General features: G+C 33.7%; 25 protein-coding genes and 1 pseudogene. 21 read left to right on the top strand and 5 right to left on the bottom strand.

All coding sequences use genetic code 11. The features are described from left to right. Window positions 1–234 precede the first annotated feature (234 nt). From FOF46_RS18450 to ahr, 18 genes are all read left to right on the top strand, one after another. Entirely contained in the window at window positions 235–630 is a 396-nt protein-coding gene (locus tag FOF46_RS18450) for a hypothetical protein (protein WP_109435897.1), read from the top strand. Window positions 631–893: 263 nt separating this feature from the next. Beyond that, window positions 894–1151: a hypothetical protein gene (locus FOF46_RS18445; protein WP_109435896.1), complete on the top strand. Its 258-nt coding sequence runs from the start codon at window positions 894–896 to the stop codon at window positions 1149–1151. A gap of 718 nt (window positions 1152–1869) precedes the next feature. Beyond that, window positions 1870–2910 carry a hypothetical protein gene (locus FOF46_RS18440; protein ID WP_143917479.1) on the top strand — a complete coding sequence of 347 codons (1041 nt, stop codon included), beginning with the start codon at window positions 1870–1872 and terminating at the stop codon, window positions 2908–2910. A gap of 1 nt (window position 2911) precedes the next feature. Further along, complete coding sequence (locus FOF46_RS31655) at window positions 2912–3052, top strand: hypothetical protein (protein ID WP_167571879.1); 141 nt, start codon at window positions 2912–2914, stop codon at window positions 3050–3052. A 1092-nt stretch (window positions 3053–4144) separates the two neighbouring features. Beyond that, entirely contained in the window at window positions 4145–4555 is a 411-nt protein-coding gene (locus FOF46_RS18435) for a prepilin-type N-terminal cleavage/methylation domain-containing protein (protein ID WP_109435893.1), read from the top strand. Beyond that, on the top strand, window positions 4555–5037 hold the full coding sequence (locus FOF46_RS18430; protein ID WP_109435892.1) for a hypothetical protein: 483 nt from the start codon (window positions 4555–4557) through the stop codon (window positions 5035–5037). The genes FOF46_RS18435 and FOF46_RS18430 overlap by 1 nt, the downstream gene beginning before the upstream one ends. Next, the gene (locus FOF46_RS18425; protein ID WP_244299659.1) at window positions 5001–6452 is read left to right on the top strand and encodes a GspE/PulE family protein; all 1452 of its coding nucleotides are present in this window, start codon (window positions 5001–5003) and stop codon (window positions 6450–6452) included. The genes FOF46_RS18430 and FOF46_RS18425 overlap by 37 nt, the downstream gene beginning before the upstream one ends. A 94-nt stretch (window positions 6453–6546) precedes the next feature. Next, complete coding sequence (locus FOF46_RS18420) at window positions 6547–8751, top strand: type II secretion system protein GspD (protein ID WP_143917477.1); 2205 nt, start codon at window positions 6547–6549, stop codon at window positions 8749–8751. Next, window positions 8751–9962, top strand: coding sequence for a hypothetical protein (locus FOF46_RS18415; RefSeq protein WP_143917476.1), 1212 nt, complete (start codon window positions 8751–8753; stop codon window positions 9960–9962). Before FOF46_RS18420 ends, FOF46_RS18415 begins: the two co-directional genes overlap by 1 nt. Next, entirely contained in the window at window positions 9946–10467 is a 522-nt protein-coding gene (locus FOF46_RS18410; RefSeq protein WP_143917475.1) for a hypothetical protein, read from the top strand. Before FOF46_RS18415 ends, FOF46_RS18410 begins: the two co-directional genes overlap by 17 nt. 13 nt (window positions 10468–10480) lie before the next feature. After that, entirely contained in the window at window positions 10481–11218 is a 738-nt protein-coding gene (locus FOF46_RS18405; protein ID WP_208746795.1) for a hypothetical protein, read from the top strand. A 2-nt stretch (window positions 11219–11220) separates the two neighbouring features. Next, window positions 11221–12150 carry a hypothetical protein gene (locus FOF46_RS18400; protein ID WP_143917473.1) on the top strand — a complete coding sequence of 310 codons (930 nt, stop codon included), beginning with the start codon at window positions 11221–11223 and terminating at the stop codon, window positions 12148–12150. A gap of 5 nt (window positions 12151–12155) precedes the next feature. Then, on the top strand, window positions 12156–12623 hold the full coding sequence (locus tag FOF46_RS18395) for a hypothetical protein (RefSeq protein ID WP_143917472.1): 468 nt from the start codon (window positions 12156–12158) through the stop codon (window positions 12621–12623). Next, window positions 12620–13885 (top strand): hypothetical protein, encoded by a 1266-nt coding sequence (locus FOF46_RS18390; protein WP_143917471.1) that lies wholly within the window; start codon window positions 12620–12622, stop codon window positions 13883–13885. The genes FOF46_RS18395 and FOF46_RS18390 overlap by 4 nt, the downstream gene beginning before the upstream one ends. After that, on the top strand, window positions 13873–14190 hold the full coding sequence (locus tag FOF46_RS18385; protein ID WP_143917470.1) for a hypothetical protein: 318 nt from the start codon (window positions 13873–13875) through the stop codon (window positions 14188–14190). The genes FOF46_RS18390 and FOF46_RS18385 overlap by 13 nt, the downstream gene beginning before the upstream one ends. Further along, the gene (locus FOF46_RS18380; RefSeq protein ID WP_143917469.1) at window positions 14187–14648 is read left to right on the top strand and encodes a PulJ/GspJ family protein; all 462 of its coding nucleotides are present in this window, start codon (window positions 14187–14189) and stop codon (window positions 14646–14648) included. The genes FOF46_RS18385 and FOF46_RS18380 overlap by 4 nt, the downstream gene beginning before the upstream one ends. A gap of 3 nt (window positions 14649–14651) precedes the next feature. Continuing rightward, entirely contained in the window at window positions 14652–15782 is a 1131-nt protein-coding gene (locus FOF46_RS18375) for a type II secretion system F family protein (RefSeq protein WP_143917468.1), read from the top strand. A 237-nt stretch (window positions 15783–16019) separates the two neighbouring features. Further along, a complete protein-coding gene (gene ahr, locus FOF46_RS18370) occupies window positions 16020–17024 on the top strand; it encodes an NADPH-dependent aldehyde reductase Ahr (RefSeq protein WP_143917467.1) in 1005 nt (334 codons plus the stop codon). A 198-nt stretch (window positions 17025–17222) separates the two neighbouring features. Here ahr and FOF46_RS18365 read toward each other — a convergent pair whose 3' ends face one another. Then, entirely contained in the window at window positions 17223–17660 is a 438-nt protein-coding gene (locus tag FOF46_RS18365; RefSeq protein ID WP_109435880.1) for a hypothetical protein, read from the bottom strand. 358 nt (window positions 17661–18018) lie between these two features. On the opposite strand from FOF46_RS18365, the gene FOF46_RS18360 reads away from it, so the two are divergent. Continuing rightward, window positions 18019–18840 (top strand): SH3 domain-containing protein, encoded by an 822-nt coding sequence (locus FOF46_RS18360; protein WP_143917466.1) that lies wholly within the window; start codon window positions 18019–18021, stop codon window positions 18838–18840. A gap of 3 nt (window positions 18841–18843) precedes the next feature. Here the strand turns inward: FOF46_RS18360 and pdeM are convergent, their stop codons facing one another. Next, window positions 18844–19479, bottom strand: coding sequence for a ligase-associated DNA damage response endonuclease PdeM (gene pdeM / locus FOF46_RS18355; RefSeq protein WP_143917465.1), 636 nt, complete (start codon window positions 19477–19479; stop codon window positions 18844–18846). A gap of 193 nt (window positions 19480–19672) precedes the next feature. Here pdeM and FOF46_RS18350 point away from each other — a divergent pair. After that, window positions 19673–20017 (top strand): annotated as a pseudogene (locus tag FOF46_RS18350) (endonuclease domain-containing protein); the annotation flags it as partial. A gap of 39 nt (window positions 20018–20056) precedes the next feature. Here FOF46_RS18350 and FOF46_RS18345 read toward each other — a convergent pair. From FOF46_RS18345 to FOF46_RS18335, 3 genes are read right to left on the bottom strand one after another with little or no spacing between them, the layout of a single operon-like run. After that, complete coding sequence (locus FOF46_RS18345; protein WP_143917464.1) at window positions 20057–22546, bottom strand: ligase-associated DNA damage response DEXH box helicase; 2490 nt, start codon at window positions 22544–22546, stop codon at window positions 20057–20059. Next, window positions 22546–24177, bottom strand: a complete 1632-nt coding sequence (locus FOF46_RS18340) for an ATP-dependent DNA ligase (protein ID WP_109435876.1) — start codon at window positions 24175–24177, stop codon at window positions 22546–22548. Before FOF46_RS18340 ends, FOF46_RS18345 begins: the two co-directional genes overlap by 1 nt. Beyond that, window positions 24174–25199, bottom strand: coding sequence for a ligase-associated DNA damage response exonuclease (locus FOF46_RS18335; protein ID WP_143917463.1), 1026 nt, complete (start codon window positions 25197–25199; stop codon window positions 24174–24176). The genes FOF46_RS18340 and FOF46_RS18335 overlap by 4 nt, the downstream gene beginning before the upstream one ends. A 345-nt stretch (window positions 25200–25544) precedes the next feature. On the opposite strand from FOF46_RS18335, the gene FOF46_RS18330 reads away from it, so the two are divergent. After that, the gene (locus tag FOF46_RS18330) at window positions 25545–25976 is read left to right on the top strand and encodes a tellurite resistance TerB family protein (RefSeq protein WP_143917495.1); all 432 of its coding nucleotides are present in this window, start codon (window positions 25545–25547) and stop codon (window positions 25974–25976) included. Window positions 25977–26118 lie beyond the last annotated feature (142 nt).

The raw sequence follows: 26118 nt of genomic DNA, 5'->3' as shown, positions 1-26118 counted from the left end.
TCTCTGACTAGTGTCATTCTGAGTGGGTAGATATGAGTAAGAAAAAATAAAACAGCTATGGACTTTTTTAGCTTATGACTGTTCTTGTAATATTTTGACATAGCTTTACGTGGCACACTAGTGAGACACTAGCGGCAGCGTGGGTTTTTACGAAGAATGGATCTCAGGTTACACCCGAAATAATGCCTTTAAATGCATTAATAACAAAGCTTAATTCAACAATATTACCAGTTCATGAAAGATATGGAAAAGTTACAGGTTACTACAATTTTATTGATTAGTTTTTTATTCTTTTGTTGTCAAGACGGAAATAAAAAAAATAGCCAATTACAATATAACAACCTGATAATCAAAAGCAATAAAGAAGTTTTGAAAGTCCATGAAAGTGATTTTACTTTTAATGAAGATGAAAATAGCATTAATATAAAAGTAAAAGATCCTATAAAATGGAATATGATAAAAACAATGGAAATATTAACTATTGAATTGAAAATTAGCAAAAAGAATATACTTGCTAAACCTTTATTTGTGTTAAATTCAGCAACAGAACACAAATATACCTTTCCAATTGATAATAAAGGAAAATTGTTTTACGATGATCAAAACATGATATCAATAGTTAAAAACTAAAATATTCCCGATCTCCCGGCTATCGCTCGTCTGTGACCGGTGCCGTCAAAGCCAGACAAGTTAAGATATGATAAAGTAGACAAAACAAAGCTATGGTATGATTAGTATCATAGCTTTTGTATTTTTATAATGTTTGACAAAGGCACAAGTTACAAACTTGCGCCAGCGGAGGAATTTATACAAAAATCTACTTGGTATAGAAAAGATTTTCCAATATTAAAAGACAAAAGCATAGACTATATTACCCATATTAGGTTTTAAAAATGAATAAAATCGAAGATAAAATTAAAGAGTTTCGAACCAATTGTAAAGAAGATCGTTGGGGAGGAGTGTCAAAAGATTGTAAACTTACAATGGAAGAAATGTATCATCTGGAAGAATTAATATCATTTGCCGTAATGGATAGAAATGGTGTTTTAAAAGGTGACTTAAAAAAGCAATTTGAAAATATGTTAAACTCATTAAATACTGATTTAACAAGAGATCAATTAATGAGTGCTATTTTTACTATTGATGACTAACCTTGTCTCTCCCCTGCTAGCCTCCGCTAGCGCCAGAATGTTTCTGGTGACGTCAAAGCTTGGCAGGATATTAGTAAATATTTAAGCTAAAAAATGTAAACTTTTTTTAGGACGAGACAGTTATAGAGGCACAAGTTGCAAACTTGCGCCAGCGATGGGCTGTTTTAATTATAGAATCCTATTTCGATTTAACATTTCTATAACAAAAATCACTTGCAAACACTCAAAACCCACTACCATAAGTAGAGAGAGGGTACTTACATAAGTTGGTACATAAGCAGCATATTATGGCTTAGGGTACTGGTGATAGTAGGTACTCTTGTCTAAAAAGTTGGTATGGGGTAGTTCAAACAGAAGATTGGGGTATTGTAAATGGAGGACAGACTATGTTTAGAGGCAAGTGCCACTTTCCTTTGAAGTACCTACCGGGTACATTGGAGAGGGGATACCCCCTCTACTAATAGTCCTATAGTTTGTGAAAGCATGACTGCTTTGTTTTATAACGGTCTGGTATCAAAAATACATACGACCCTAATATTATCAAAGCCTAATCCAATCAAGTTTATAAAGCATCAAAAGGAGGAACTTTCATCATAAAAAGATAATCGCTTTAAATTTTTTGAAATAAATATTCAAAAAAATCTCTCAGTCCCGAAAAATGAAACTATGATATTATATTATTGCAGGATAATACAATAAATCATAGAATCTTTATATTATGAGAAAATCACTTTTTTTGCTAAGTTTTTTAACGCTTAGTTATGGTGTTTACAGTCAAACAAATACATTTCCAGTAGATGGAAATGTGGGAATAGGTACGTTAACTCCTACAGAAAAACTAGAAGTTAATGGAGTCATTAAATCAAAATCAGGAATTTTTGAAGCTGCAAATACACAAGCAGCAGCAAATTCTACAGATTATCGAGATTGGGGTAAATATAGCCTAGCATTAACTGCAGGAAGGGTGTTAAATACAGATACAAATGGTTTTCAGAATAGGAAATTACAATTTTTTGATTATTCTGCTACAAGTGGAGGGTTACCTTCAGGGTCAGGGTTTACAATAAATGGAGCAGATGGTAAAAATAAATTATCATTTTTCAATTTTGATAATGGTGGAGATACACGTTTTATATTAAAGAGCACAGAGGATAAGTATATCGTGCAAATGGGAGATTATGATGTAGGTAGATCTGATAATAATACAGGAAGCGATATTAGTTTCATACAAATGTTTAATCCAAATTCAAGAATTGCTATAGGTACTTATTTGATGTATAAACCCGAGCATGAATTTATTGTTAGAGGGAGTGGTTGGTTCGAGCAAGAGATTATTACCGATAGCAAAATCGGTATTGGTATGCAAGCCTCTGCAATTCCTGTGGGTTATAAATTAGCAGTAGCAGGTAAAATTATTAGTGAAGAGGTAAAAGTGGAGTTGCAAAGTACCTGGCCAGATTATGTGTTTAAGGATAACTATGACTTACCAACCTTAAGACAAGTAGAAAATCATATACAAGAAAAAGGGCATTTGATTAATGTTCCATCGGCAGAAGAAATAGAAAAGAATGGTGTCTATCTGGGAGAAATGAATGCCAGATTATTAGAAAAAATTGAAGAACTTACCTTGTATACTATCGCCCAGGAGAAAAAGATTGCTTTACAACAAATCCAAATAAAAGAGTTGAAAGAAGTAAAAACGAAGAACATTGAGTTAGAAAAAAGAGTAGAAGAAATAGAAAGATTATTAAAAAAATAAAATGAAGATGATAAAAAGGATTTTGGTAGTTATTTCTGTGGTTTTGTTAACTGGATGTAGTGCCGAAGATGATGATCTATGCACAGAAAGAGTCTGCCCAGATGGATTTAATAATTGTTTTGACAAACCTTGCGAATTTTAATACCTCAAAGCTAATGGAGTAAACAAAAATAGATAATGATCTCTGTTATTGGTTTTGGTAAGAAGTAGAAGGTTATAAAATTGATGAAATAAAAAAAGCGAGATCAAAATTACCTCGCTTTTTTACGTTTTATATACCAATCCTCGTAGGGATGGTGTTTTCCTGTACCAACTCATGGCTTACCTATGGATTGCATAGCTAGAAGACGCAGGAAGTTCTTTTAAAAAGTTAATAAATGGTTTAAAGTTAAATGTCCATGTAATCGTGTATAAAGTTTTCATATCTACATTATTTTAAATTAATATTTCTTGTTTGGTTATAGTATAAACAATTGCCGTGCCAAAAATTAAAAAACTCTGTAAACTATAGTATATCAATGGATTGAAGAGGTTGGTGTTTTGAGATGAGAAAAAGAAGAAACCTCTAAACTTCTAAATTTTGATCACTTAATTCTAAAATTCTAACAAAAAAACACCCAGTCTCGAAAAATGATACTGGGATATGGTATTATTGTGCCATAAACTCACTATGCACTTCCTGATAGAGACTAAATACATTGACTCAATGAAGAGGAGAATTGGAGAAATAAATAATTGGATTTTTACTTTTAACATTTAATGTCTAATAAAAAATTCTCAGTCCCGAAAAATGAAACTGGGATATAGTATTATTGTACCAATAAAACGATGTGATGGTATTAAAAGATGAAATATTGGTGCACAAAATAGGAATATAGACAAGGACAAATGTTGAAGGTTTTTAACGGGGTAACAAAAATTGAACTTACGACATTAATGAGTAGGTCTATTATCGAATACAATTGGAGTTTGAAATTAGTTTGATATTGTATTAAAACCTTCAAATCAAGTAATTTTTGGAAATGAAATGAAGAAAAATAGAATACTGTTTTAGGGATAATTAATTCAGAATAGATATTAAAATTGTTATTAAAATAAAAAAATGAATCATTAAAGAAGTGATGATATGGTAAGCGTTGAAAATTGATAAATAAAGTTGGATTCCTGTTATTTTGGAACTCTAATATTTCTTTGAAAACCTTACTTTTGCCACTATTTTGATTATAAGATAATTATGCAAAAAATCCTACCCAAAAAAATAAAGGCGTTTAACCTTCAGGAGATGCTCCTGGTATTAGCCATTATCGGAATCTTATTATTGATTGCCTTACCTAATTTTTTACCGCTTATTGCACAGGCTAAGGCACAAGAAGCTAAAATTCAGTTGAAAACGATTAGTGATATGCAAACACAATATCGTTATCTCAATTCTAAATACTCCTTAGATTTTTCAGAACTTAATTATGAAGCCCCCAAAACCGTAAAAACTGGTGGAACGGCAAATTATAGTTATGAAGTTCTGGAAGCCAGCGTATCCAATTTTAAAGCCAGGGCAACTGCTGTGGTCGATTTTGATGGAGATGGAGTGTTTAATGTATGGGAGATCGATGAAAACGGTAGTCCAAAACAAATTGTTAAGGACTAATGCTTCTTTTAAAAATAATCACAATTAGTGTTCTGGCAATCATCATATATCAGGACCTTAAAGATCGAGAGGTCTTCGGTGTTATGTTCCCTATACTGATGGGTCTACTTGGTTTTTTACATTACCAATATACGCCACAAATTAATTTTCTATATGCTGTATTAATTAATGTAGGAGTGTTGATCGTGATTATGGGATTACTGTACCTATATACATTGATCAAAATAAAACGCCCGTTTTTTGAGGAAGTATTTGGAGTAGGAGATCTTTTATTTTTTGTAGCCTTAGCGATAGGGTTTCCAACGGTGACATTTATTGTTTTATTCGTGTTTTCATTAATTTTTTCATTGTTAGTGTGGCTTATGATTAAAAAGAAAGCAAAGCATAATACGGTTCCGTTGGCAGGATACATGTCTGTATTTCTTATGGTAACATTTGTTACTCAATGGATAACGAACACATTAACCTTATACTTGATATGAGTAGTATCACAACATACGAAATACCAGTACATTTGAAGCAATTAATTACTTCGAATCAGGCATTTCATTATAGGATAATTCCAGTAGCAAAAGAAGGAGATGAACTACATCTTAAAACAGATGTTAAGGATATTGACGGTTTACAAAAAGAATTAAAAATAATTTTGGGATGCTCTATTGTTGTTATACAAGAAACTACAGAGCATATCCAGTCATATTTGACGTTTAATTATCGAAAAACAACGGCTGCTTCAAGTGAGAAATTAGCTTATGAAGATCGTTTTTTACAAAAACTAATCGCTACAGCCAAAGACTTTGGTAGTAGTGATATTCATATGGAACCATATGAAAAATCATGTCGAGTACGGTTTAGATTAGATGGTAAACTAAAAGAGCAATACACGATTTCTAATACTGAATATCCGCAACTGGTGAATCAGATTAAAATACAATCGGGACTTGATATTTCGCAAAAGCGATTAGCACAGGATGGTCGAATTACATTTAAAGAAGGAGCAGACGAATTCGATATTCGTGTATCTACGATGCCTACACTATACGGAGAAAAAATAGTACTCCGACTATTGAATAGAGATACACAAGAGGTGTCTTTAAATGATTTAGGTTTTACTACAGAAGAATTAGAGTTATATCGTGAAGCCATAAAAAATCCTCAGGGGATCGTGTTAATTTCGGGGCCTACAGGGTCGGGTAAAACAACCACATTGTATGCGACCTTAAAAGAATTGAATACCGAAACAACAAATATTCTTACCATAGAAGATCCTATAGAATATACCTTACAAGGGATTAATCAGGTGCAGCTTAGAGAAGATATAGAATTTGATTTTCCGGCAGCGCTTCGTGCATTTTTACGTCAGGATCCAGATATTATAATGGTAGGTGAGATTAGAGATGATCGTACAGCAGGTATGGCGATAAAAGCAGCACTTACAGGACATTTGGTGTTATCAACCATACATACCAATTCTGCCTGGGCAACGATTTCGAGGTTAATTGATATGAAAGTACCAGCATTTTTATTAGCCAATACCATCACAATGAGTATTGCACAACGCCTGGTAAGAAAGCTATGTCCACATTGTAAAGCACAGAAAAAAACAGAAGTAAAGGATTTTCCTCAAGGATTTGAGATTCCAGAAGACATGGCAGAACATCATATTGCAATAGGGTGTAACCAGTGCTATCATACAGGGTATTTAGGACGTAAAGCCATTTATGAGATATTACCAATTACAAAAGAACTCGAAATAGCAATACGACATAACGAATTGCAGATAGATACCTATATAGAAGAAAGAAATATAAAAACATTACAGCATAATGCCATACGTATGGTAAGTAATGGAGAAACTTCGGTAGAAGAAGTATATGCTTTGTTGGCAGATAATTAAATAGTATAAATGAAGATACTAAGAGGAGATAATATCAACTCAAATTAGTATTGACAATTCCATCGGGGAATGGAAAACAATAAATAGAAAAGCAATGAGAATACAATTAAAAATAACAATACTTATTATTGTTCTTGCCTTTGGAGTCCAGGTTTGGGCCCAGGATGGGTTTCAAAACCAGGCGCAAGACAATACCCGTGTTGCTACCATAGAAAATAAACTTCAATTATTAAATGTTGATATACCAGGATTAGCAGAAAAGGTAAATGTAAACATATCCAATACTTCGTTGCTTAATTTCTTGAGAGCAGTTTCTCAGGTACATAAGATTAATATCAATCTGTCTAATGAATTAAATGATATTACTATTGTTAATGGATTTAATAATGTGACCGTACAGGATTTATTGGTATTTCTGGTAAAAGAATATCGTTTGGACATCGCATTTACAGGTAATATATTATCCGTTAAAAAGTATACTCCTCCGGTAGTTGCTCCTATAGAAAAAGAAGTAAAAGTACAATACGATGTTTTGGCAACAGCACTATCTACAGATCTAAGTAATGATCCGTTACCAAAAGTATTTAGAAAAATAACAGAGGTGTCTGGGAAGAATTTATTGTTTACACCTGAGCTAAATAACAAAAACCTCAATTTGTTTATCAGCAATGTTCCTTTTGATCTTGCGATGAAAAAACTGGCAGAAGCCAATAATCTGGATTTTAGAAAAACCAGGGACGGATTTTATGAATTTGATGCTTTTCCGCAAACAGGAAATAGTGCAGTTGGTGGACGTTCACGTCGTCCAAATTTTTCATATAAAGTGATAGATACGCTAACAAGAATAGTTGCTGTTGATTTAAGAGATACACCAATATCTGATGTTATTTATACATTATCCGAAGATTTAAAATTAGATATTTTTACAGCATCACCGCTAGAAAATGCAGGAAAAGTAACCGTAAAGGCAGAGTCTATTTCTTTTGATGCCTTATTGGTTAAGATTTTTGAAAGTAATGTAACTTCTGTACAAAATAATACCGCAGGTCAAAGAAATACTTCTAATGTAAATGGACAACAGAATCTACAGAATACCTCTGGGGGATCCAGATCATTTACATTTAAAAGAGAAGGGAATGTATACTATTTTGGAACAGAAGATCAGCTGGCGCTAAAGAAAATAGAACTGGTACAAATGATGCATCGCTCTATTGCGATGCTAGGAGATGCAAATTCCTCTACTTCGTATGGAAATAGTTTTAATAATAGCAATTTTACTACTGGGGGAATCAATTATATCTCTGGGGCTTCTAATAATGGATTTAATCAAAATGGAGGAGTAAATAGAAATCAACGAGGAGGTTCATCGTTTAGAAATACAAACACTTCCTCTGGAAGAACACAAGAGATAGGTTCTATTTCAGATATTTTTCCTGCCACTATCATCGATGGTTTAGATGTAAAAATAGATACAGAACTCAATAGTTTTGTAGTTAGTGGTCCAGGGACACGAGTAGAAAAGTTTAAAAACTTTATCAAATATATTGATAAACCTGTTCCTTTAATACTGATTGAAGTTATGATTCTCGAAGTTAATCGTACGGCTACAGTAGAAACCGGAGTAGAGTTTGGAATTGGTAAAGAACCAGCTACAACCGCAGGAACTACTTTTCCGAATGCGAATATTACATTGGGAGCTTCGACTATAAATAGGATTATAGGAGGCTTTGATGGTTTTGGGTCACTCAACATCGGTAATGTAGTCCCAAATTTCTATATGGATATCAAAGCGATGGAAACCAACGGAAATGTAAAGATACTATCTACGCCAAAGCTAAGTACGCTTAACGGGCATAAAGCGTATTTGTCTAGCGGACAAACAACCTATTATGCGGTGACCAATCAAAACTTTTTTGGATCTCAAATTCCACAAACTTCTGAGGTGGTGAATTACCTCCCGATTGATGCAGAATTAGCGCTGGAGTTTAAACCTTTTGTATCTGGAGATGGGCAAATTACATTAGATATACAGGTAATCCAATCTAATTTTAGTGGAGAACGCATCGCAGAAAATGCTCCGCCTGATATTAATAGTCGTAGGTTTTCTTCTATTATGAGAATGAGAGCAAATGACGTGGCTATCCTTGGCGGAATTGAACAAAAAATAAAGAATGATACGGGTTCTGGAGTACCTATATTGGCACGTATACCGATCATAAAATGGCTATTTAGTAAAAGAACCAGAGAAGATACTAAGAAGAAGTTAAACGTGATTATAAAACCAACAGTGTTCTATTAATGGCAAACCTATTATCGTCATATAATCCTATTGGAAAAACTTTGGTATCGGTAGAGTATTCTGTGCAAGAAGGAAAACCTATACTGTTTGGCCTGGAACTGGTTCAGAAAAAAGGAGAATTGGATATTAATCAGACCTTTACTTTAAAACAACCTGAAGAACTATCCAAGTTTTCTAAAACAACCCATTTAAGTCTTGTGATTACAGATGATTATGTATTGTCTAAAGAAGTACAACAAACAGGAACCGATGCTGAGATTGTAGCTGAAGCTTTTCCCAATTTAAATCTGAATGATTTTTATTATCAAATCCTTAGAAGTACAAATTCGTCTTTTATAGCCGTATGTAGAAAAGAATATGTTGAAACCTGCATCGAACAGTTTCAAAAAGCTGGAAATACTATTACAACAATAGCTCTTGGAGTTTTAAAAATGACAGCTTTATCTGGATATGCTCAAGGCGAAACCTTAAAAAGCTATACTGCAGAAGTAGGTTTTAGTAATGAAGAACTGATTTCTATTGTATCCAAAAGAGAACATATAGAACAGCAATATAATATCGAAGGACTTACTTTTCCTGCTACACATTCCTTACCGTTAGCTATAATTCTGGATGCTGTATTTAATACTGATAGGATTTCAGGAAATCTCGAAACTCGAAATCAGGAGCTACGGAAGCGATATAAAGAAACTCGTTTTTTTAAAAACACATTACAACTCGGTGTCGGATTTCTATTAATAACATTGTTGATTAACTTTTTTGTTTTTAATGCAAATTATAAAAAGTGGCAAGGGTTACAAGAAGAACTTCAGGTGTATACCACACAAAAGGAACAGATTACCAAAAAACAAGCTGAGGTAAGTACAAAAGAGGCTTTGGTACAAAGTATATTAACTACCGGGTTTTCTAAAAGCTCATATTATACAGATCAGATCGTGCAAGCACAACCAGCTACGGTACTCTTGACATCCTTTATATATCAACCTTTAACAAAACCCATTCGTAAAAATAAATATATTGAATTCAGAGAAAATATAATCTCTATTATGGGAAAATCAACAGATAAAACAGAATTTACAGCTTGGTTAAAAATAATGGAAAACTTACCGTTTGTGGAAGCAGTAACCATAATACAATATGGTTTGGATAAAAAGAATATCTCAGATTTTGAAATAACACTTAAGATTAAACCAGATGCAGCAAAAGACTAAAAACATACTACTCATCGTTGGATTGTTCTGTATGCTGCTTATCGCTTATCAGTATGGTTTTGCAAAAACATTCACATTACGTAGTGAAGTAGCTAAACTAGAACATGAAAAAGATAAATATTTGGCGGCACCAATGCAACTAGCTGCTTTAACAAAAAAGAAACAGCAACTAGATGCTGTTCTGGCAAAAAATAATGTAGAAGGAAACTCGGTACAACAGAATCTTCTTAAAACTTTAAATACGTTATCGAATACTTCAAATATTAAAATCATTGCTTTTGAAGAACCTCATGTCTTCACTAATGAGACAACAAATGAAGGAACTACAACTTATGATTTTATTTTACAAGGAGATTATAAGGCATTGATCCAGGTAATATATGCACTCGAGCAGCAATATAGTTTTGGAAATATTGCTCAGGTAAAATTTGAAAAAAAGAAAAACTTTAGAACAGGGGCAAGGTATTTACAGTGTAGGTTACTATTGCAACGTCTGAACCAATAACATAAATAGAAATATGATGAATTATAAAGCATACTGTTATATTATCTTTCTGGCCCTTTGTTGCACAGGATGTCATAGTATAAAGGTGAATCATACCAAGATGCATACCGCTGTAACTAATCCTATAGCGTTAGGAGTAATCGGTTTGCAGAAAGGAGATGTGTATGTCTCAGATTTTCACGTGACTGCAATACCAGAATATAAGACTGAAATTAGAGTGCAGATCACCAAAGAAAACTTTAATCGAACTACATTTGATACTTATCTCAAAGCAGCCAAAGGAAATGAACATAAGATTAATTATGTAGATTCTTTGGAAGCCAAACCACAGTTTGTAATTCTTGAGTTATTAGATCGTGTAGCTCTTATGGCCGAAATAGAGGAAGCCCACAATACAAAAACACTTAGATATATAAAGAGTCAAAAAGAAGCAGGTATAGTGACTTCGGTTTCTCTGGCATTATCACAGGAGCTAATACAAGAACTGGATAATGCTGATGTAGTTTTTTTAAACAATAGTGCATACAAGCAATACCAATTATCACTGGTAAAAGAAGGAGAAACATATAAGACTATTGACTTTGCAAAGACATCCATTTTTGGATACACCTTATCCTATTTCTGTTGGAGAGAAAATGATAAAAGACAAATTACTTTGGCAGATATTATTGATGAAAAATCATCCTGCTCAAAAAACACATATCGAGATGCAGAAAAAGCATTAGAAAACATGAATTATTTTAAATTATAATGATGAAGAGGATAAACATATACTTAGGCATAGTGTTTCTGGTATTTTTTAGTTGTGAAGAAGTACTTTTAGAGGAAGACCTATCTGATAAAACAATACTAATAAATGCACCTACTGATGGTGCTACTGTGCGCAATACTTCAGTGACTTTTAATTGGGAAACTGTAGATCAGGCAACAGCATATCGACTTCAGGTAGCTCAACCCGATTTTGAAAATGCAGCACAAATCGTATTGGATACTACGATAACAGGAACTAGTTTTAATACGAGTTTAGTTAGAAATAGTTACAATTGGAGAGTACGGGGACAGAATTCTGGTACCTCCACACCCTATGTAACAGCAGGATTTACTGTGGTAGAAAGCGAGGACTTTTCTGCACGAGAAGTGCTGTTAGTAACTCCGGGGAATACTACCATTGTTAATACAACTTCAATAAATCTACAATGGCAAGCGGTAACTGATGCTACTTCTTATAGAATTCAGTTATTAAATCAGAGTAATGCAGTGGTAGAAGAAAAAACTACAGCAGATACTTCGGTCTCGTTTACTTTTCCAGAAGGGGTAACACAATGGCAGGTAAGAGCAGAAAATAATACGCAAAATACATTATATACCACAAGATCATTGACTGTAGATAGCATGAAGCCAAATCAACCTGTGGTTGTAGCTCCAGCCAATGAAGCTTCGCAAGCAGGTACGACAGTCACTTTTAGCTGGACTAGAGAAGCTGTAGCAGGTACTCCAGAGTTTGATAGTATCTATATCTATAGTGATGTAGCATTGACGCAGCTTGTGTCTAAAAATAGAGTAACATCACCAACAGATATAGAACTTGATGCAAGTACTACATATTATTGGTTTCTAAAAGCATTTGATGAGGCTGAAAATGAAAGTGAATCCAGTACAAGTTCTCGTTTTACAATAAATTAAAAACTATGCTAAAAGGTAAAAAAGCACTATACATCTTATTACCATTGGTAGCACTTATCTGGGGAGCGATTATTGTTCAGGTAGTTGACGCATTCTCTGATGACGATCCTGTTAGCTTGGGAACGACTTCAGTAGATATAAAACCGCTCAAAACAAAAGAACGAGAAAAATTCACTTTAGGAATAGTAGAAAGAGATCCTTTTTTAGGAACATTGTACCAACCCAAAAAGAAAGAAAGTAAACCTAGATCAAGAGTTAAAAAAGTAGATTTGGTATGGCCTTCTATTCGTTACAAAGGTGTGGTCTCTGGACAGAATAGTGCCAAGGCGATTTATCTTATTGAAATTAATGGAACGGATCAACTTATGAACCTAAGACAAACCATAGATGGAATAACGTTACAAAGAGGAAAGTCAAGTTCGGTTTTATTGCGGTACAAAGGAAAAACAAAAGATTTTAAAATCACCAATTGAAGATATTCTCAAAAATAAGAGCTCAAGCGATGCAGTTTGCCATACTCATTTCGGTATTGGTAGCACTAGTATTAAGTGCGTTCTTATTATTAACACATACACACTCTTTTTTTAAAATCAAATCCCAGGAATTGTTACAGGCTTTTGAGCAATCTAATAAGCTTGTATTCGAATCTTTAGAAAACCATACCATTAAAACAGACACTATCGTTTCTCAGGAAGAGGCCAGGATTATTAAACAAACAACGAGTTATCATGGTGTATGGTCCAAACAATTTTCGCAAGTAAGTATACATCAAAGAAAAGCAACCAGAATAGCGTATATCGGATCAGAATTATCAGAAAAAACTCCTAATTTGTATGTAGTCAATACCAATTCACCTTTGGTGGTAGTAGGTAATACACGATTAGAAGGGAATAGTTATCTTCCAAAGCAAGGAGTAAAAGCGGGTAATATTTCTGGGAATTATTACCAGGGTAACAGCTTGTATTATGGTCGTGCTATAGAAAGTAAAACTACATTGCCTAAGTTGGCACCAGAATGGATCAAGTATCTCGAAAATAGAAGTAATGGAATAGGTATTGAAGATGCTCATACAGTTGCATTAAAGAAAGAACTTCATAATTCTTTTCATCATCCTGTTCAAGTAATATATGATACTGATCCCATTTTTTTGGAAGATGAAAAGATTATTGGAAATATTATAATTCAGTCTCGATCTAAAATCATAGTGGGATCTCAATCTCAATTAACAGATGTAGTATTGATTGCTCCAGAAATTGAAATAGATAACGGAGTAAAAGGCAGTTTTCAGGGTATTGCTACACATAAAATCAAAATTGGAAAAGGATGTTATTTATCATACCCATCTTCTTTGGTCCTTTTGGATAAAAAAATAATAGCAGATAAAGAAAAAAACAACCTGCACATTGATCCTGATTTTACCATAGGGAAAAGAACCAAAATTGAAGGTGCAGTAGTATATTTTAATAAAAATATATCTCCTAAAAACCGAATAAAAACACATCTCGAAATAGCTTCCGATTCTGAGATCACAGGAGAAGTATACTGTCAGGGAAATATTGATTTTCAAGGAACTGTAAAAGGTTCTTTATATACGCGACAATGTATTGCTCGTCAGTCTGGGTCTGTGTATTTAAACCATATATATAATGGGAGTGTTTTGATCAATCCAGTGCCGGATTATGCTGGATTACCTTTTGTAAATACTAAAAACAGTATAGCAAAATGGTTATATTAAAGAAAATAAAAGGAGCAACCTTAATTGAAGTATTAACGGCTTCAATATTGATCATTATTGTATTTATGATTGCTAGTTTAAGCTTTAATAACATTTTTAAGAATCAAATACAAAGGGATCATAGTACTATTGAGAACCGGGTAAAAGAATTAGAATATCTTTCTATCCATGGTAGGATAAAACTACCGTATGCAGAAGATTTTGATGGATGGGAAATTCTTATTAATACCGAGGAAGAAAAGATGATATTGTTATACACTAGAGAAGATGTTGAATATAAAAAACAGCTAGTGGTAAGGAGATGAAGATATACCATAAAATAAAAGCGTTTACATTGACCGAAGTTATGGTGGTTATGGTGATTTCTGCAATAGTGGTAGGTTTGGCATTTTCGGTATTAGGAATTGTACAGAAAAACATGCGTAACATTGGTAAAAATTATCAAAATCAAGAACAGATACAATCTTTTGAAACGGCTTTAACTATTGATTTTAATACTTTCCCAACTGCGGTATGGGATCCGATAGAAAATACATTAATGGTTTCTTCTCCAATAGATGAAAGAAAATACCAGTTTTATAACGATAGTGTTGTTACTAATATTAGTAAGCATGCAATATCGATAAAAGAGAAAATGTTTTATTTTGAAGGTAGGTTGGTACAGTCGGGAAGTATAGATGCGATAAAATTTACCTTTCATAATACCAAAGAATCACATCGTTTATTTGTGTTTAAATATAATGATGCAACGATACATTTTTAGAGTATGGGAATAAAAATCGATACCACCAAAAAGCAAAGCCAAAGAGATAACTCTTTTGATGTATCTGATATATTAACAAAGGAGATCACACTATTTGGAACTGCATTTACATCCAAAAAAAAAGAACAGTGGTATGCAGAACTTAGTGTGTTGTTAAAATCGGGGATAGACCTTAGAAGCGGATTAGAATTATTGTCAGAAACTCAGAAAAAAGAGAAAGACAGAAAACTAATGACCGTTATGCTTTCTAAGCTGATTGCCGGAACACCTTTTTCTGAAATTCTTAAAGACGATAAAAACTTTACTGATTATGAATATTATGCCATAAAAATAGGAGAACAGACAGGGGAGTTAGCCAAAATCACATTAGAGCTTAGTGAATTTTATAAACGAAAAAACGAACTACGTAGAGAAATTGTTTCTGCACTTACATATCCCATAATAGTATTATGTACAGCAATGATTGTTATCGTTTTTATGCTTCGATATGTAGTGCCTATGTTTGTCGATATTTTTAAACAAAACAAGGTGGATCTCCCAGGGATTACACAAGGAATTATTAGTTTCTCTAACTTTATGGGGGAGTATGGAGCATTATTGTTTGGACTTTTTATCTTAGGAGCCGGCGTACTTATTTTTATATCTAAAAAGCAATGGTACCGAAAAATCCTTGGAACGATTCAGCTACGACTACCCATATTGGGTGCATATTTTCAAAGAATTTATATGGCACAATTTACCCAGGCAATATCCCTATTGACTTCTGCTAAAGTACCTATGGTAGAGAGCATTGATTTGGTTAAGAATATGATTAATTTTTATCCGCTTCAACAAGGGTTGTATAGAACCAAACAGCTTGTTCTTGCAGGAGGCACATTAAGTGTTTCTTTTGCTGAAAGTCCTATTTTTGATAAGAAAATGATTGCTATGATGCGTGTAGCAGAAGAAACCAATCAAACAGAGTTTATCTTTCAAAAATTAAATGAGCAATATAACCAGCAAGTAAAACATCAATCTCAGATAATCTCTAATATCCTTAATCCACTATTAACCATTTTTGTGGGAATTATTGTTGGAGCAATTTTAATTGCGATGTATTTACCGATGTTTAGATTAAGTAGCGTTATAGGGTAGGTTTTATCTGTACTAAAGAAAAATAATGCTTACTTACTTCATTTATTACCATAGATCAATTTTTTTCTGAAGGTATTAGTGTAATTTTATATGAATGTCCATAATGTATCATAAAGGCTTGTCATCCTGAACTTGATTCAGGATGACAGTTTAGAGTTATTCATGAGACAAAACGGATAATCAATAATTTTATCTTTCTAGCACATAAAAATTTTAAAAACTAATCATATTTCAATTATGAAAGTAAATGCATACGCCGCTGTAGAACCTAAAGCAAAGTTAACGCCTCACTCATACGAATTAGAAGAACTAGGACCAGAACAAGTAGATATTAAAGTATCGTACTGTGGTATTTGTCATTCTGATTTAAGCATGATAAATAATGATTGGGGAATAACAGAATATCCCATTGTACCAGGTCACGAAGTTATCGGAGAAGTAATAGCGACAGGAGACGCAGTTAAAAAAATAAAGGTAGGAGATAAGGTGGGCTTAGGTTGGTTTTCTGCATCGTGTATGAGTTGTCATGAATGTATGGATGGATCACATCACCTCTGTGCAAATAATGAAGCTACCATTGTAGGGAGACATGGGGGTTTTGCCGACCATGTTCGCGCACATTGGTCATGGGCAATTTCACTACCAGATGCTATTGATATGAGTAAAGCAGGCCCATTACTTTGCGGAGGAATTACTGTTTTTAATCCGATTATATTGGCAGGAGTACAACCTACAGATACTGTTGGTGTGATAGGTGTTGGAGGGTTAGGACATATGGCTCTTAAATTTCTAAAACATTGGGGTTGCGAAGTCATTGCTTTTAGCTCTAATCCTGATAAGAAAGAGCAAATTTTGAATATGGGCGCAAATCAAGTTATCAATTCAAAATCTCCTGAGGAATTAGAGAGTATAACAGGAAAACTAAACTTTATTCTGAATACAACTAATGTTACTTTAGACTGGAACTCTTACTTAAGAACATTAGCACCAAAAGGGAAATTACATACCGTAGGAGCAGTTTTAGAACCCATGGCTATACCGGCATTTAGTTTGATTGGTAGAGAAAAATCTGTTGGAGGAAGCCCTTTAGGAAGTCCTGCATTAACAGAAACGATGCTCGATTTTTGTGTAAGACACAATATTTACCCTACAGTAGAGGAATTTCCTATGGAAAAAATTAATGAAGCCATTGCACATCTTGAAAAAGGAAAGGCTCGATTTAGAATAGTATTAAAGAATTAAGAATAGGTGCTGTATTTATACTGTTAAATGATTATACAATGATAGTATTTTGGTTATAAATTTTATTTTTTTCATAGAGCATAAGGTCAAAACTTGTTATACTCTCTTTTGATAAGGTATCTTTTAGTTGTTCACTAATAATAGTTCTTGAATCAATGCAATTTAAGTCTTGTAAATCATATTTATGGAGTTCTTTTTTTATTGATTGTTATTCTGTTGTTCTTTAAAAAACGCTTTAAAATTTAAAGAGAAAATAAAATAATAAACACTTAATCCATAAATTAAGAATGTAGATATAATTACCGATAATACCTTTTTCAAAGTCGTAATATCAGAAAGCAATAGAACAAAAAACATAAAAAATGCCAATAAAATTGCAAGGGAAAAACAAATTATCAATATTATTCTTGCCCAGTTTTTCCCTTTATAAGTTGCTATTACAAGGAACACTGTTGCTAAAAACCGAAATAAGTGCTTAAAAATCAGAAAAGCACTAATCTCAGCTTCAGTATAGGATAACAAAGTGATCAAATCTGCATTTATTGAAAATAAAATTATACTTAACCCTAATATTTTTGTACGACGTCTTCCTTTTGCTATCGCAAGCCTTTGTTCAAAGGTGTGGTTTTCGTTCATAATCATTGGCTTTTAGTAATGTAATATTTAATTTATTAATTTCCTCGCTAAATCGAGCACCCAGTGTTGCTGCTATCCTACTGCTTATAGATTCTTTAGCATAATTATATAAGATGTCAAAGAGACCAAAGTAGATATTAGAAATGTGATTACATTACAGAAAACTGTAATAGCAGTTTTTTTATGGCTAACCATTGTTGCGATGTATTTGTTGATATTTGGATTAAATAAGATCTTTTAATCTTTATTTTTTCTCCATAACTTCAATGACAAGCAATTATCCTAAATACTATTTAACTGAAAACAGGGTAATGTCTTAACCAAATGATACTTACATTTGGGGTGACAAAAAATAGTGATGAAAAAAACAGGAGTATTGATATTCTTATTTGTTATTACACTCAACTTCATAAGTTATGGTCAAGAGAAAGGCAGAGTTGAAAACCCAATAGAACAACATGATTTACTTTCTAAAGATACAACGCTGGTAATACAAGGAAATCGTATTTGGATTAGAGACTATCCAAAAACAGGAGAAGTTGTATTTACATTAAATGAAGGTGAGGTATGTCGTATTTTGGAAAAAGGAGAAGAACAGATCATACGGGGAAATAGAGATTTCTGGTATAAAATAGAACATCATGATCAAGTAGGTTGGGTTTTTGGATCACAAACTTCAATCAGACAAAATACCAATTTTAAAGGCTTTGAACCTTTTCTAAAATATTTTTTACAAACTTCTTTTTATGGAAAAAGGATAGATTCACAAAAGAAAAATGTGAAACAATTTATACATGAAGATATTGGTTTTTATAGATTTTATAATCCTGGTGCTGCATGTACTTTATATTCATCTTACCTTAGTCATAATAATAAAATAGCCCCAAAAATAGATAACCCAAAGTTTTTTTCGCAAAGAACTTTTCAAGATGGTTTTTGTGAAGAAAGTCCTGATCCTGATGGGATATATTATAAAAAAATAGAGAGCTTACCTGATTACCCAGATTTGAGTGTTAATTATGAAATGAAGAAGATTGATATTCCAGAGAAATATAAAAATGGTTTAAAGGTTAAAGTGAATGTTTTGGTTGATAAATGGATTATAAAAACTATGTATTTTATGATTGCAGATAACAAATGGAATCTTGTATTAGTTGATGATTGTGATTGTTCTGCATAAGTATTAGGATACCAAAATCACTTCATTTTGTGTAATTGCATATACTTCACTTTTCTCTGAAGGTTCTAATACATGAATCCCTGTGAATTTACCAAAAGCGGGCAGAATCATTTGTGAATCAGATTTAAAAAAGCACGGTAACCTAAGTCGCTGTCTACCTAATCCACTTAATAAAATCCCGGGATGGATATGTCCACATAAATTGAATAGTCCTTTTCTTTCTTCTGGATGGTGAGTAAGCAAAAAATCATCTATAACAAGTTCGATTCCGACCGTTACTCCGATATTTTCATATTTGGTTGGTGAAATGATATCATGATTACCAGCAATCAGAATACATTGACTATTGGTTTTTGTTACCCAATCTTCAAAAAGTTGCCATTCACTATTAACATAACTATGAAAGAGGTCACCGAGAAAACAAATTTTCTTAGGATTAAAATATTCAATTACGTTATCCAATTGATCAAAATTTTTCTTGATGGTTTCTTGCGGTACAGCACTACCGTGTTTTCTAAAATGAGAAACTTTACCAAGATGCACATCTGCAATGAATACGATTTGTTTTTCTTTCCAAAATAATGATCCTGATGAATGAAGAATAAAGGATTGGTTTTGTATCTGGATGGTCTGGGTCATTATTATTTATACTTTAGATTCCCTTCTAAAAAGAGGGGTTAGGGGTGTGTAAATACAAAGATTAAATCTAACTTAAGAAAGTATTTCAAAACTAATTTTTCATTAAAGTTGTACTTTGTTATAAATTGAGGAGTTCGTGAAAATCAAATATAATCCAAAACTGAAAGAATTAGCTAGGTAGCTCAGGAATAATGCCACAAAATCAGAAATTAGATTGTGGCAAAAATTAAAGAGAGGTCAAATGTATTCATATGATTTTCATAGACAGAAACCAATTGACAATTATATAGTTGATTTCTTTTGCAATAAATTGCAACTTGCTATAGAGTTAGATGGATATTCACATCAAATTATAGAGGTATGGGAAAAGGATGTTTTGAAAACAAAAAAGTTAAATGAACTAGATATTAGAGTTATGCGTTTTTCAGATCATCAAATCATGAATGATATGAGCAATGTGTTGAGAGCTATTGAAAGTTATATTTTACAATTTGAAGAAACAGGAGTTTTACCATTAATAAAGGATTATGGAGTATAACACCTCCCTTAATCCCTCCTTTTTAGGAGGGAGATACGCTTATTTCTTCAATAGTATTTTTGTCATTTTTTTAATTCGATCTTCGAGTTTTTCACTGGATAGCTTTTCACGGGATAAACGATCTGTGATGATAGGAAATGAGAATGGAGTAGGGTCTTCACATCGTTTCCAAACGATTTCTTGTTTTTCGATACGTTCTAATGCTATTTGTAACCTACCTTCTTCGAGTTGATGTTCAAAAGTTTCTGTAAAAGATTGCTTAAATAATAGATTGTCTGGTTCATCATCCCGAAACACATCAAAAAGTAATTGAGAACTTGATTGCAGATGTTTGCTTTTTAGTATTTTATCGGGATATCCTGTAAATACCATTCCTGATATGACAGCGATATCTCTAAATTTACGCCTGGCCATTTCTGTGGCATTTAAGCTTTTTTGTAAATCCTGATGTAGATGACTGGTGGTAAATAAATCATTATCGATCACCTGTTGCATATCGATTTCCTGATCAGAAAGCAGTTCGAATCCGTAATCGTTAAACGCTAAGGAAAAAGTGATAGGAGAGAGTAAACTAATGCGATAAGCAAGTAAACTTCCTAAAGCTTCATGTACAAAACGTCCTTCAAAAGGATAAAAAATAGCGTGATATCCTTCTCTGGTTTTAAAGGTTTCGATAAGAAACTGACCAGATCCGGGCACAATACTTTCCCTTTGTTGTCTCTCGAAAATATGGGATAGAGATCTTAATTCTTTCGATAACTTTTTCTTTCCATCTGATAAAGCATCATGAGGAAGAGCAACTTTGTAAAGTTCTTGTCTTAATAGTTCAGACATTTGTGAGGTGAGTGTTAATCTCCCGCCCATCCAACTAGGTACTTTTGAGGTTCTTTTACTGGATTTACGAACCAGAACCTGCATGCTTTTAATACGAACTAATTCTAGATTTCTGCCAGCAAAGGTAAAGACATCACCTGGAGTGAGTTTAGAGATAAAAAACTCTTCAATACTACCAATGAAACCACCTTTTAAGTATTTTACGGTGAGTATAGCATCACTAACAATAGTACCAATCTGTAATCGATGGCGCATTGCAATAGCTCTGTTATTAACTTTAAACAAACCACCTTCTTCAATTGCTACTTTTTTGTATTCGTCATAAGATTGCAAACTCTGACTTCCTATGGTAATAAAATTTAAAACCCATCTCCATTGATCAGAAGTCATGGCCTGATAGCAAAACGTACTTTTGATCTCTGGATATATTTCTTTGGGATAAAACCCATCAGAAACAGCAAGTGTCGTAAGGTATTGTACCAATACATCAAAACTATTAAGATAAGGTATACGATCTTCTACAGTATTTTGTTGCACTGCCTGCTGCAATGCAGAAGCTTCAACTAATTCTATTGCATGAGTTGGGAGGAAGTAGATTACACTTGTTTTTCCAGGTTGATGACCACTTCGTCCGGCACGCTGTAAAAACCGAGCTACTCCTTTTGGACCACCTATCTGAATAATAGTCTCTACAGGAGCAAAATCTACTCCAAGATCAAGACTAGAGGTGCAGACTACAGCTTTTAAAGATTCATTGCGTATAGCTTGCTCTACCCAGAGTCTGGTTTCTTTATTAATACTACCATGATGCATAGCCATTTCTCCCGCAAATTCTGGATAGCGTTCTAATATTTTTTGAAACCAGATTTCGCATTGCGACCGTGTATTGGTAAATAATAATGTGGTTTTACTTTTTCTGATGATAGGAATTACTTGATCTAGTAAATGAATACCGAGATGACCTCTCCAGGGAAAAGTCTCCATTTGATCCGGAATAATACTTTGCACCTTGATTTTCTTTTTGATATTGGCTTTGATCAATACCGAATTTTCTAGTGCTTTAGAATTTGACCCTAATAATACTTCCTGGGCTTGCTCAAGGTTTCCAATAGTAGCCGATATCCCCCAGATTCTTAGTTGAGGTGCGATAGTTTTTAATCTGGATGTACCTAACTCAATTTGCACCCCTCGTTTAGTGCCGAGCAATTCATGCCATTCATCAATGATAATGGCAGAACAGTTTTTAAAGGTTTTATCGTACCCTTTTGATGCCAATAATAATTGTAAACTTTCTGGAGTAGTAATCAAAAGATCGGGCATAGTTCGTTTCTGTGTAGCGCGCTCTTTTTGACTGGTATCTCCGGTTCGAATGCCAACAGTTAACTGAGTATTTAAATCTTTGGTTACACGTTCTGCTGCCTGTTTGATTTCTTGAGAAAGTGCGCGAAGCGGAGTAATCCATATCGCTTTAAGGCCCTTTTTATGTTTAGTCTGGTAGTCAGGATTGTTTTTGATGTAATTAAGAACAATTGGAATCCATAATGCATATGTTTTACCACTTCCGGTAGGAGCATTAAGGAGTCCATGTTTTCCTTGAAGAAAAGCTTTCCATGCTTGTTTCTGAAACGGAAAGACTTTCCAGTTTTGTTGTAAAAACCAGGATTCACCGATATGAAAGAGCTCTTTCTGCGTCATTATTCACTACTGGTATTTGGAATTAAAGCTTTCAAATCTTCAAGGGTATTGGCTTCATCAATTTTCTTGTCTTGTCTCCATCTTAAGATTCTGGGGAAACGAGTTGCAATTCCGCTTTTATGTCTTTTAGAAATTGCAATACCTTCAAAAGCAATTTCAAAAACTAACTCGGCGGTTACACTTCGAACAGGGCCAAATCGTTCTAGCGTATTGGCTTTAATAAATGTATCGATTTTTTTGAATTCTGCATCTGTTAGTCCAGAATATGCTTTGGCAAAAGTAACCAGCTCGGTCTTGTCTTTATTCCAAAGCCCAAACGTATAATCGGTAAATAGATTTGATCGTCTACCATGTCCTCGCATTGCATAGGTTAAAACAGCATCAATCGTTAAAGGGTCAACTTTCCATTTCCACCAATTCCCCTTTTTTCGTCCAACCAGATATGGAGCGTCTTTTCGTTTTAGCATCAATCCTTCAGAAGACACTTCACGAGATCGTTCTCGTTCTTTTGCTACATCATCCCAGCTGGTAAAAGATATTTTTTGAGATAATAAAAGTGGAGTTTTGTTCATGAATCCTTCAACGGGTTCAAGGTGGTTTATATTCTGATAAAGGTCTTCCAGAAGTGCTCTTCGTTCAGAAAATGGATGATTCCTGATGTCTTCTCCTTCCCATTCTAATAGGTCATAAGCCTTTAGGACCACCGGAGTTTTTTTTAGTAACGCTTTAGAAACTGTTTTTCTGCCAATTCGGGTTTGCAGGTCGTTAAAAGTTCCTATTTTTCCATCAGGAAAAGGAAGAATCTCTCCGTCCAAGACAGTTCCGTTGGGCAGTACATGTAAAAACTCTTGAAATTCGGGATATTTATCAGTAACGAGTTCTTCTCCACGACTCCACACAAAAATTTCATTTTCTCTCACGATAACTTGTGCTCGTATTCCGTCCCATTTATGTTCTACATACCAATCCTGAACATTTCCCAGATCAGAAATACTATCTTCGATAGCATATGCGAGGTAAAAAGGGTAGGGTTTGGACAAAAAATCGGTTGCTTTTTCCTGGATCACCAAATCGTGAAATGGAATTGTATTAGGATCCCAGTTTCCCATAAGCTTATAGGCAAGAATATCTTCATCGATGTTTACAGCTTTTGAGAGTGCTTTAGTCATAAGTTTTTGACTAACACCTATTCTAAATCCTCCTGTGATGAGTTTGGTAAATACAAAACGTTCATAATAATTCAAGGTTTTCCAATTTTCATGCAGATAGTATTGCTTTTGATCCTCACTTTGTTTTTTAAGAGCAATCATTTCCTGAAGAAACTGGGTTAGACTTTTTTCTGAATGTTCTGTTGAGGTGGGAATTACTAGTGCGATAGTTTCTGCCAAATCTCCAACAATATGATACGATTCTTCGAATAACCATAATGGGATATTTGCTAATTCTGAAGCCCATGTTCTAAGCAATGTTGTATTTACAGGACGTGGAGGACGACGATGAGATAGGATAGCAATAGTCCATACTTTATCTTCATCAGGTGCATTTTCAAAATAAGAAGCTAATGCTGCTACTTTTGTATTGGTTTTATTAGTGCTGTCCAATGTTTTAATAAGATGAGCAAAGCGTTTCATTTTATAACCTCACTTCCTTTTTCTGTTTCTATTTCTGAAAGTTCTCCTTCATATTGTGTTTTTTCGGTACGTGCATCGTATCCTATTTCTCTTAGATATCTCGAAAAAATATCAGTATATCCATGTGTGCTTATGATTTTAGAAGCTCCTGTTTCTCGTATTGCAGATAGTAATCCTTCCCAATCACAATGATCAGACAATACAAAACCTTTGTCGATAGCTCTTCTGCGTCTTGCCCCACGAAAAGCCATCCATCCACTAGCCGATGCTGTGACATAGGGGACCATTTTTTTTATCCATGTACCACCATGAACGCTAGGAGGTGCAATGATTATGTTACCAGAAAGTTCTTCTTTTTTGGTTTGATTCGTAATGAGCGTAGTGGTTGGCAGATCAACAATAGTACGTATAACTTCATTCATATTTTCTACAGCACCATGTGTATATATTTTACCAATTGAAGGATCTAAATGTTGTATCAATCGTTGAGCTTTACCGAGTGAATACCCAAATAGGACAGAGGTTTTTCCTTCTGATTGATTTTGCGCCCACCACTCGTTAATGTCACTCATCACTTCTTGTTGTGGAATCCATTTAAAAGCAGGAAGCCCAAAAGTACATTCGGTGATAAAGGTATGACATTGTACAGGTTCAAAAGGAACAGATATGGAGTCATCTTCAATTTTGTAATCCCCTGTAAATACCCATACCTCGCCTTTGTGTTCTACCCGAATCTGAGAACTCCCAACAATATGCCCTGCAGGATGAAAACTAAACTTTACATTATTGATACTAAATATTTCTCCGTACGCTCTACCGGATACATTAATATCTCCTAATCGATGTTTGATAATGGGTATGTTAGTATGATGAGTAATATACTGCTTATGTCCCCAACGACTGTGATCAGAATGGCCATGTGTAATAATGGCTTTGTCTACGGGTTTCCATGGATCCAGATAGACATTGGCAGCAGCGCAATAAATGCCTTTATTAGTAAATTCTAAAAGTGGTTTTTTCATTGGATTGACCTTAAATCTTTTGTGAGGAACTCATTTTGACGTTTTCAATTGGCTAAAAATTAGCTTTTTTTACCCACTTTTTGTCTTTTTTTCCTTCCGTAGCTCTGCTATGTAACTTAAAAAAGTCTTCAATTGGGCACAAAAACCCTCAATTTTCGCTTTAATCCAAAAGTCAAAATGAGTTCAAGATATAAAGGTGATTTTATGAAAAATAATAAATGTTCTATCTATTAGAAAGTGTTTATGAAAATATTAGGAGTTGTTTTACCTTAAAAAAGGACGATTTTAAATTTTAAAAGGTGTATAGTTTAGTTATATTTGCGGCAAATTAAACAAAAGTACATGATGTCAATATCTGATTTATTTGATAGTGGATTTCAGAAGAGAAACCAGGACCATTTTGCGGCAATTGTTAAAGTAGCCATGACTGATGAGGTAATTACAGATGAAGAGAAGGCCTTTTTGGATAGACTAGCGAGAAGACTGGATATTTCTGATAATGATTATAAGGAAATTTTAAAGGATTATAATACACATCCTATTAACCCTCCAACAAGTTATGATAAAAGGTTAGAGCGTTTATTTGACCTGGCAAAGATGGTATATGCTGATCATGTTAAAGGTGAAGGACAAGTGGTTTTATTAGAGAAACTGAGCATTGGTTTAGGTTTTAGATCAGAAAATGCAAAATATGTTGTTGATAAAGCTTTAATTCTTGTAAATCAGGGAGTCGATGGAGATACCTTTGCAGACGAGATTAAAAATATGAATAGATAATTTAGTATTCTTTTTGAGTCGTCCTAAAATAGGTTGACAATTTTACGATATTTAATTTAGTCCTGTGAAGCTAGCTTCACAGGATTTTTTGTTATGTATAAAATTAGGTGTTTTTAAATTAAGACTCCAATGTGGTCTTTTA

It is taken from the genome of Aquimarina algiphila, assembly GCF_007489275.1.
Taxonomy (GTDB): Bacteria; Bacteroidota; Bacteroidia; order Flavobacteriales; family Flavobacteriaceae; genus Aquimarina; species Aquimarina algiphila.
The sequence above is the reverse complement of the archived record's forward strand: the minus strand, read 5'-3'. Positions and strand labels throughout refer to the sequence as shown.

What these genes read in the sequence shown, in the direction of transcription:
- FOF46_RS18450 (WP_109435897.1), top strand. Translation starts at nt 235, where the DNA reads ATGAAAGATATGGAAAAGTTACAGGTTACTACAATTTTATTGATTAGT.
- FOF46_RS18445 (WP_109435896.1), top strand. Translation starts at nt 894, where the DNA reads ATGAATAAAATCGAAGATAAAATTAAAGAGTTTCGAACCAATTGTAAA.
- FOF46_RS18440 (WP_143917479.1), top strand. Translation starts at nt 1,870, where the DNA reads ATGAGAAAATCACTTTTTTTGCTAAGTTTTTTAACGCTTAGTTATGGT.
- FOF46_RS31655 (WP_167571879.1), top strand. Translation starts at nt 2,912, where the DNA reads ATGAAGATGATAAAAAGGATTTTGGTAGTTATTTCTGTGGTTTTGTTA.
- FOF46_RS18435 (WP_109435893.1), top strand. Translation starts at nt 4,145, where the DNA reads ATGCAAAAAATCCTACCCAAAAAAATAAAGGCGTTTAACCTTCAGGAG.
- FOF46_RS18430 (WP_109435892.1), top strand. Translation starts at nt 4,555, where the DNA reads ATGCTTCTTTTAAAAATAATCACAATTAGTGTTCTGGCAATCATCATA.
- FOF46_RS18425 (WP_244299659.1), top strand. Translation starts at nt 5,001, where the DNA reads ATGGATAACGAACACATTAACCTTATACTTGATATGAGTAGTATCACA.
- FOF46_RS18420 (WP_143917477.1), top strand. Translation starts at nt 6,547, where the DNA reads ATGAGAATACAATTAAAAATAACAATACTTATTATTGTTCTTGCCTTT.
- FOF46_RS18415 (WP_143917476.1), top strand. Translation starts at nt 8,751, where the DNA reads ATGGCAAACCTATTATCGTCATATAATCCTATTGGAAAAACTTTGGTA.
- FOF46_RS18410 (WP_143917475.1), top strand. Translation starts at nt 9,946, where the DNA reads ATGCAGCAAAAGACTAAAAACATACTACTCATCGTTGGATTGTTCTGT.
- FOF46_RS18405 (WP_208746795.1), top strand. Translation starts at nt 10,481, where the DNA reads ATGATGAATTATAAAGCATACTGTTATATTATCTTTCTGGCCCTTTGT.
- FOF46_RS18400 (WP_143917473.1), top strand. Translation starts at nt 11,221, where the DNA reads ATGAAGAGGATAAACATATACTTAGGCATAGTGTTTCTGGTATTTTTT.
- FOF46_RS18395 (WP_143917472.1), top strand. Translation starts at nt 12,156, where the DNA reads ATGCTAAAAGGTAAAAAAGCACTATACATCTTATTACCATTGGTAGCA.
- FOF46_RS18385 (WP_143917470.1), top strand. Translation starts at nt 13,873, where the DNA reads ATGGTTATATTAAAGAAAATAAAAGGAGCAACCTTAATTGAAGTATTA.
- FOF46_RS18380 (WP_143917469.1), top strand. Translation starts at nt 14,187, where the DNA reads ATGAAGATATACCATAAAATAAAAGCGTTTACATTGACCGAAGTTATG.
- FOF46_RS18375 (WP_143917468.1), top strand. Translation starts at nt 14,652, where the DNA reads ATGGGAATAAAAATCGATACCACCAAAAAGCAAAGCCAAAGAGATAAC.
- ahr (WP_143917467.1), top strand. Translation starts at nt 16,020, where the DNA reads ATGAAAGTAAATGCATACGCCGCTGTAGAACCTAAAGCAAAGTTAACG.
- FOF46_RS18365 (WP_109435880.1), bottom strand. Translation starts at nt 17,660, where the DNA reads ATGAACGAAAACCACACCTTTGAACAAAGGCTTGCGATAGCAAAAGGA.
- FOF46_RS18360 (WP_143917466.1), top strand. Translation starts at nt 18,019, where the DNA reads ATGAAAAAAACAGGAGTATTGATATTCTTATTTGTTATTACACTCAAC.
- pdeM (WP_143917465.1), bottom strand. Translation starts at nt 19,479, where the DNA reads ATGACCCAGACCATCCAGATACAAAACCAATCCTTTATTCTTCATTCA.
- FOF46_RS18345 (WP_143917464.1), bottom strand. Translation starts at nt 22,546, where the DNA reads ATGACGCAGAAAGAGCTCTTTCATATCGGTGAATCCTGGTTTTTACAA.
- FOF46_RS18340 (WP_109435876.1), bottom strand. Translation starts at nt 24,177, where the DNA reads ATGAAACGCTTTGCTCATCTTATTAAAACATTGGACAGCACTAATAAA.
- FOF46_RS18335 (WP_143917463.1), bottom strand. Translation starts at nt 25,199, where the DNA reads ATGAAAAAACCACTTTTAGAATTTACTAATAAAGGCATTTATTGCGCT.
- FOF46_RS18330 (WP_143917495.1), top strand. Translation starts at nt 25,545, where the DNA reads ATGTCAATATCTGATTTATTTGATAGTGGATTTCAGAAGAGAAACCAG.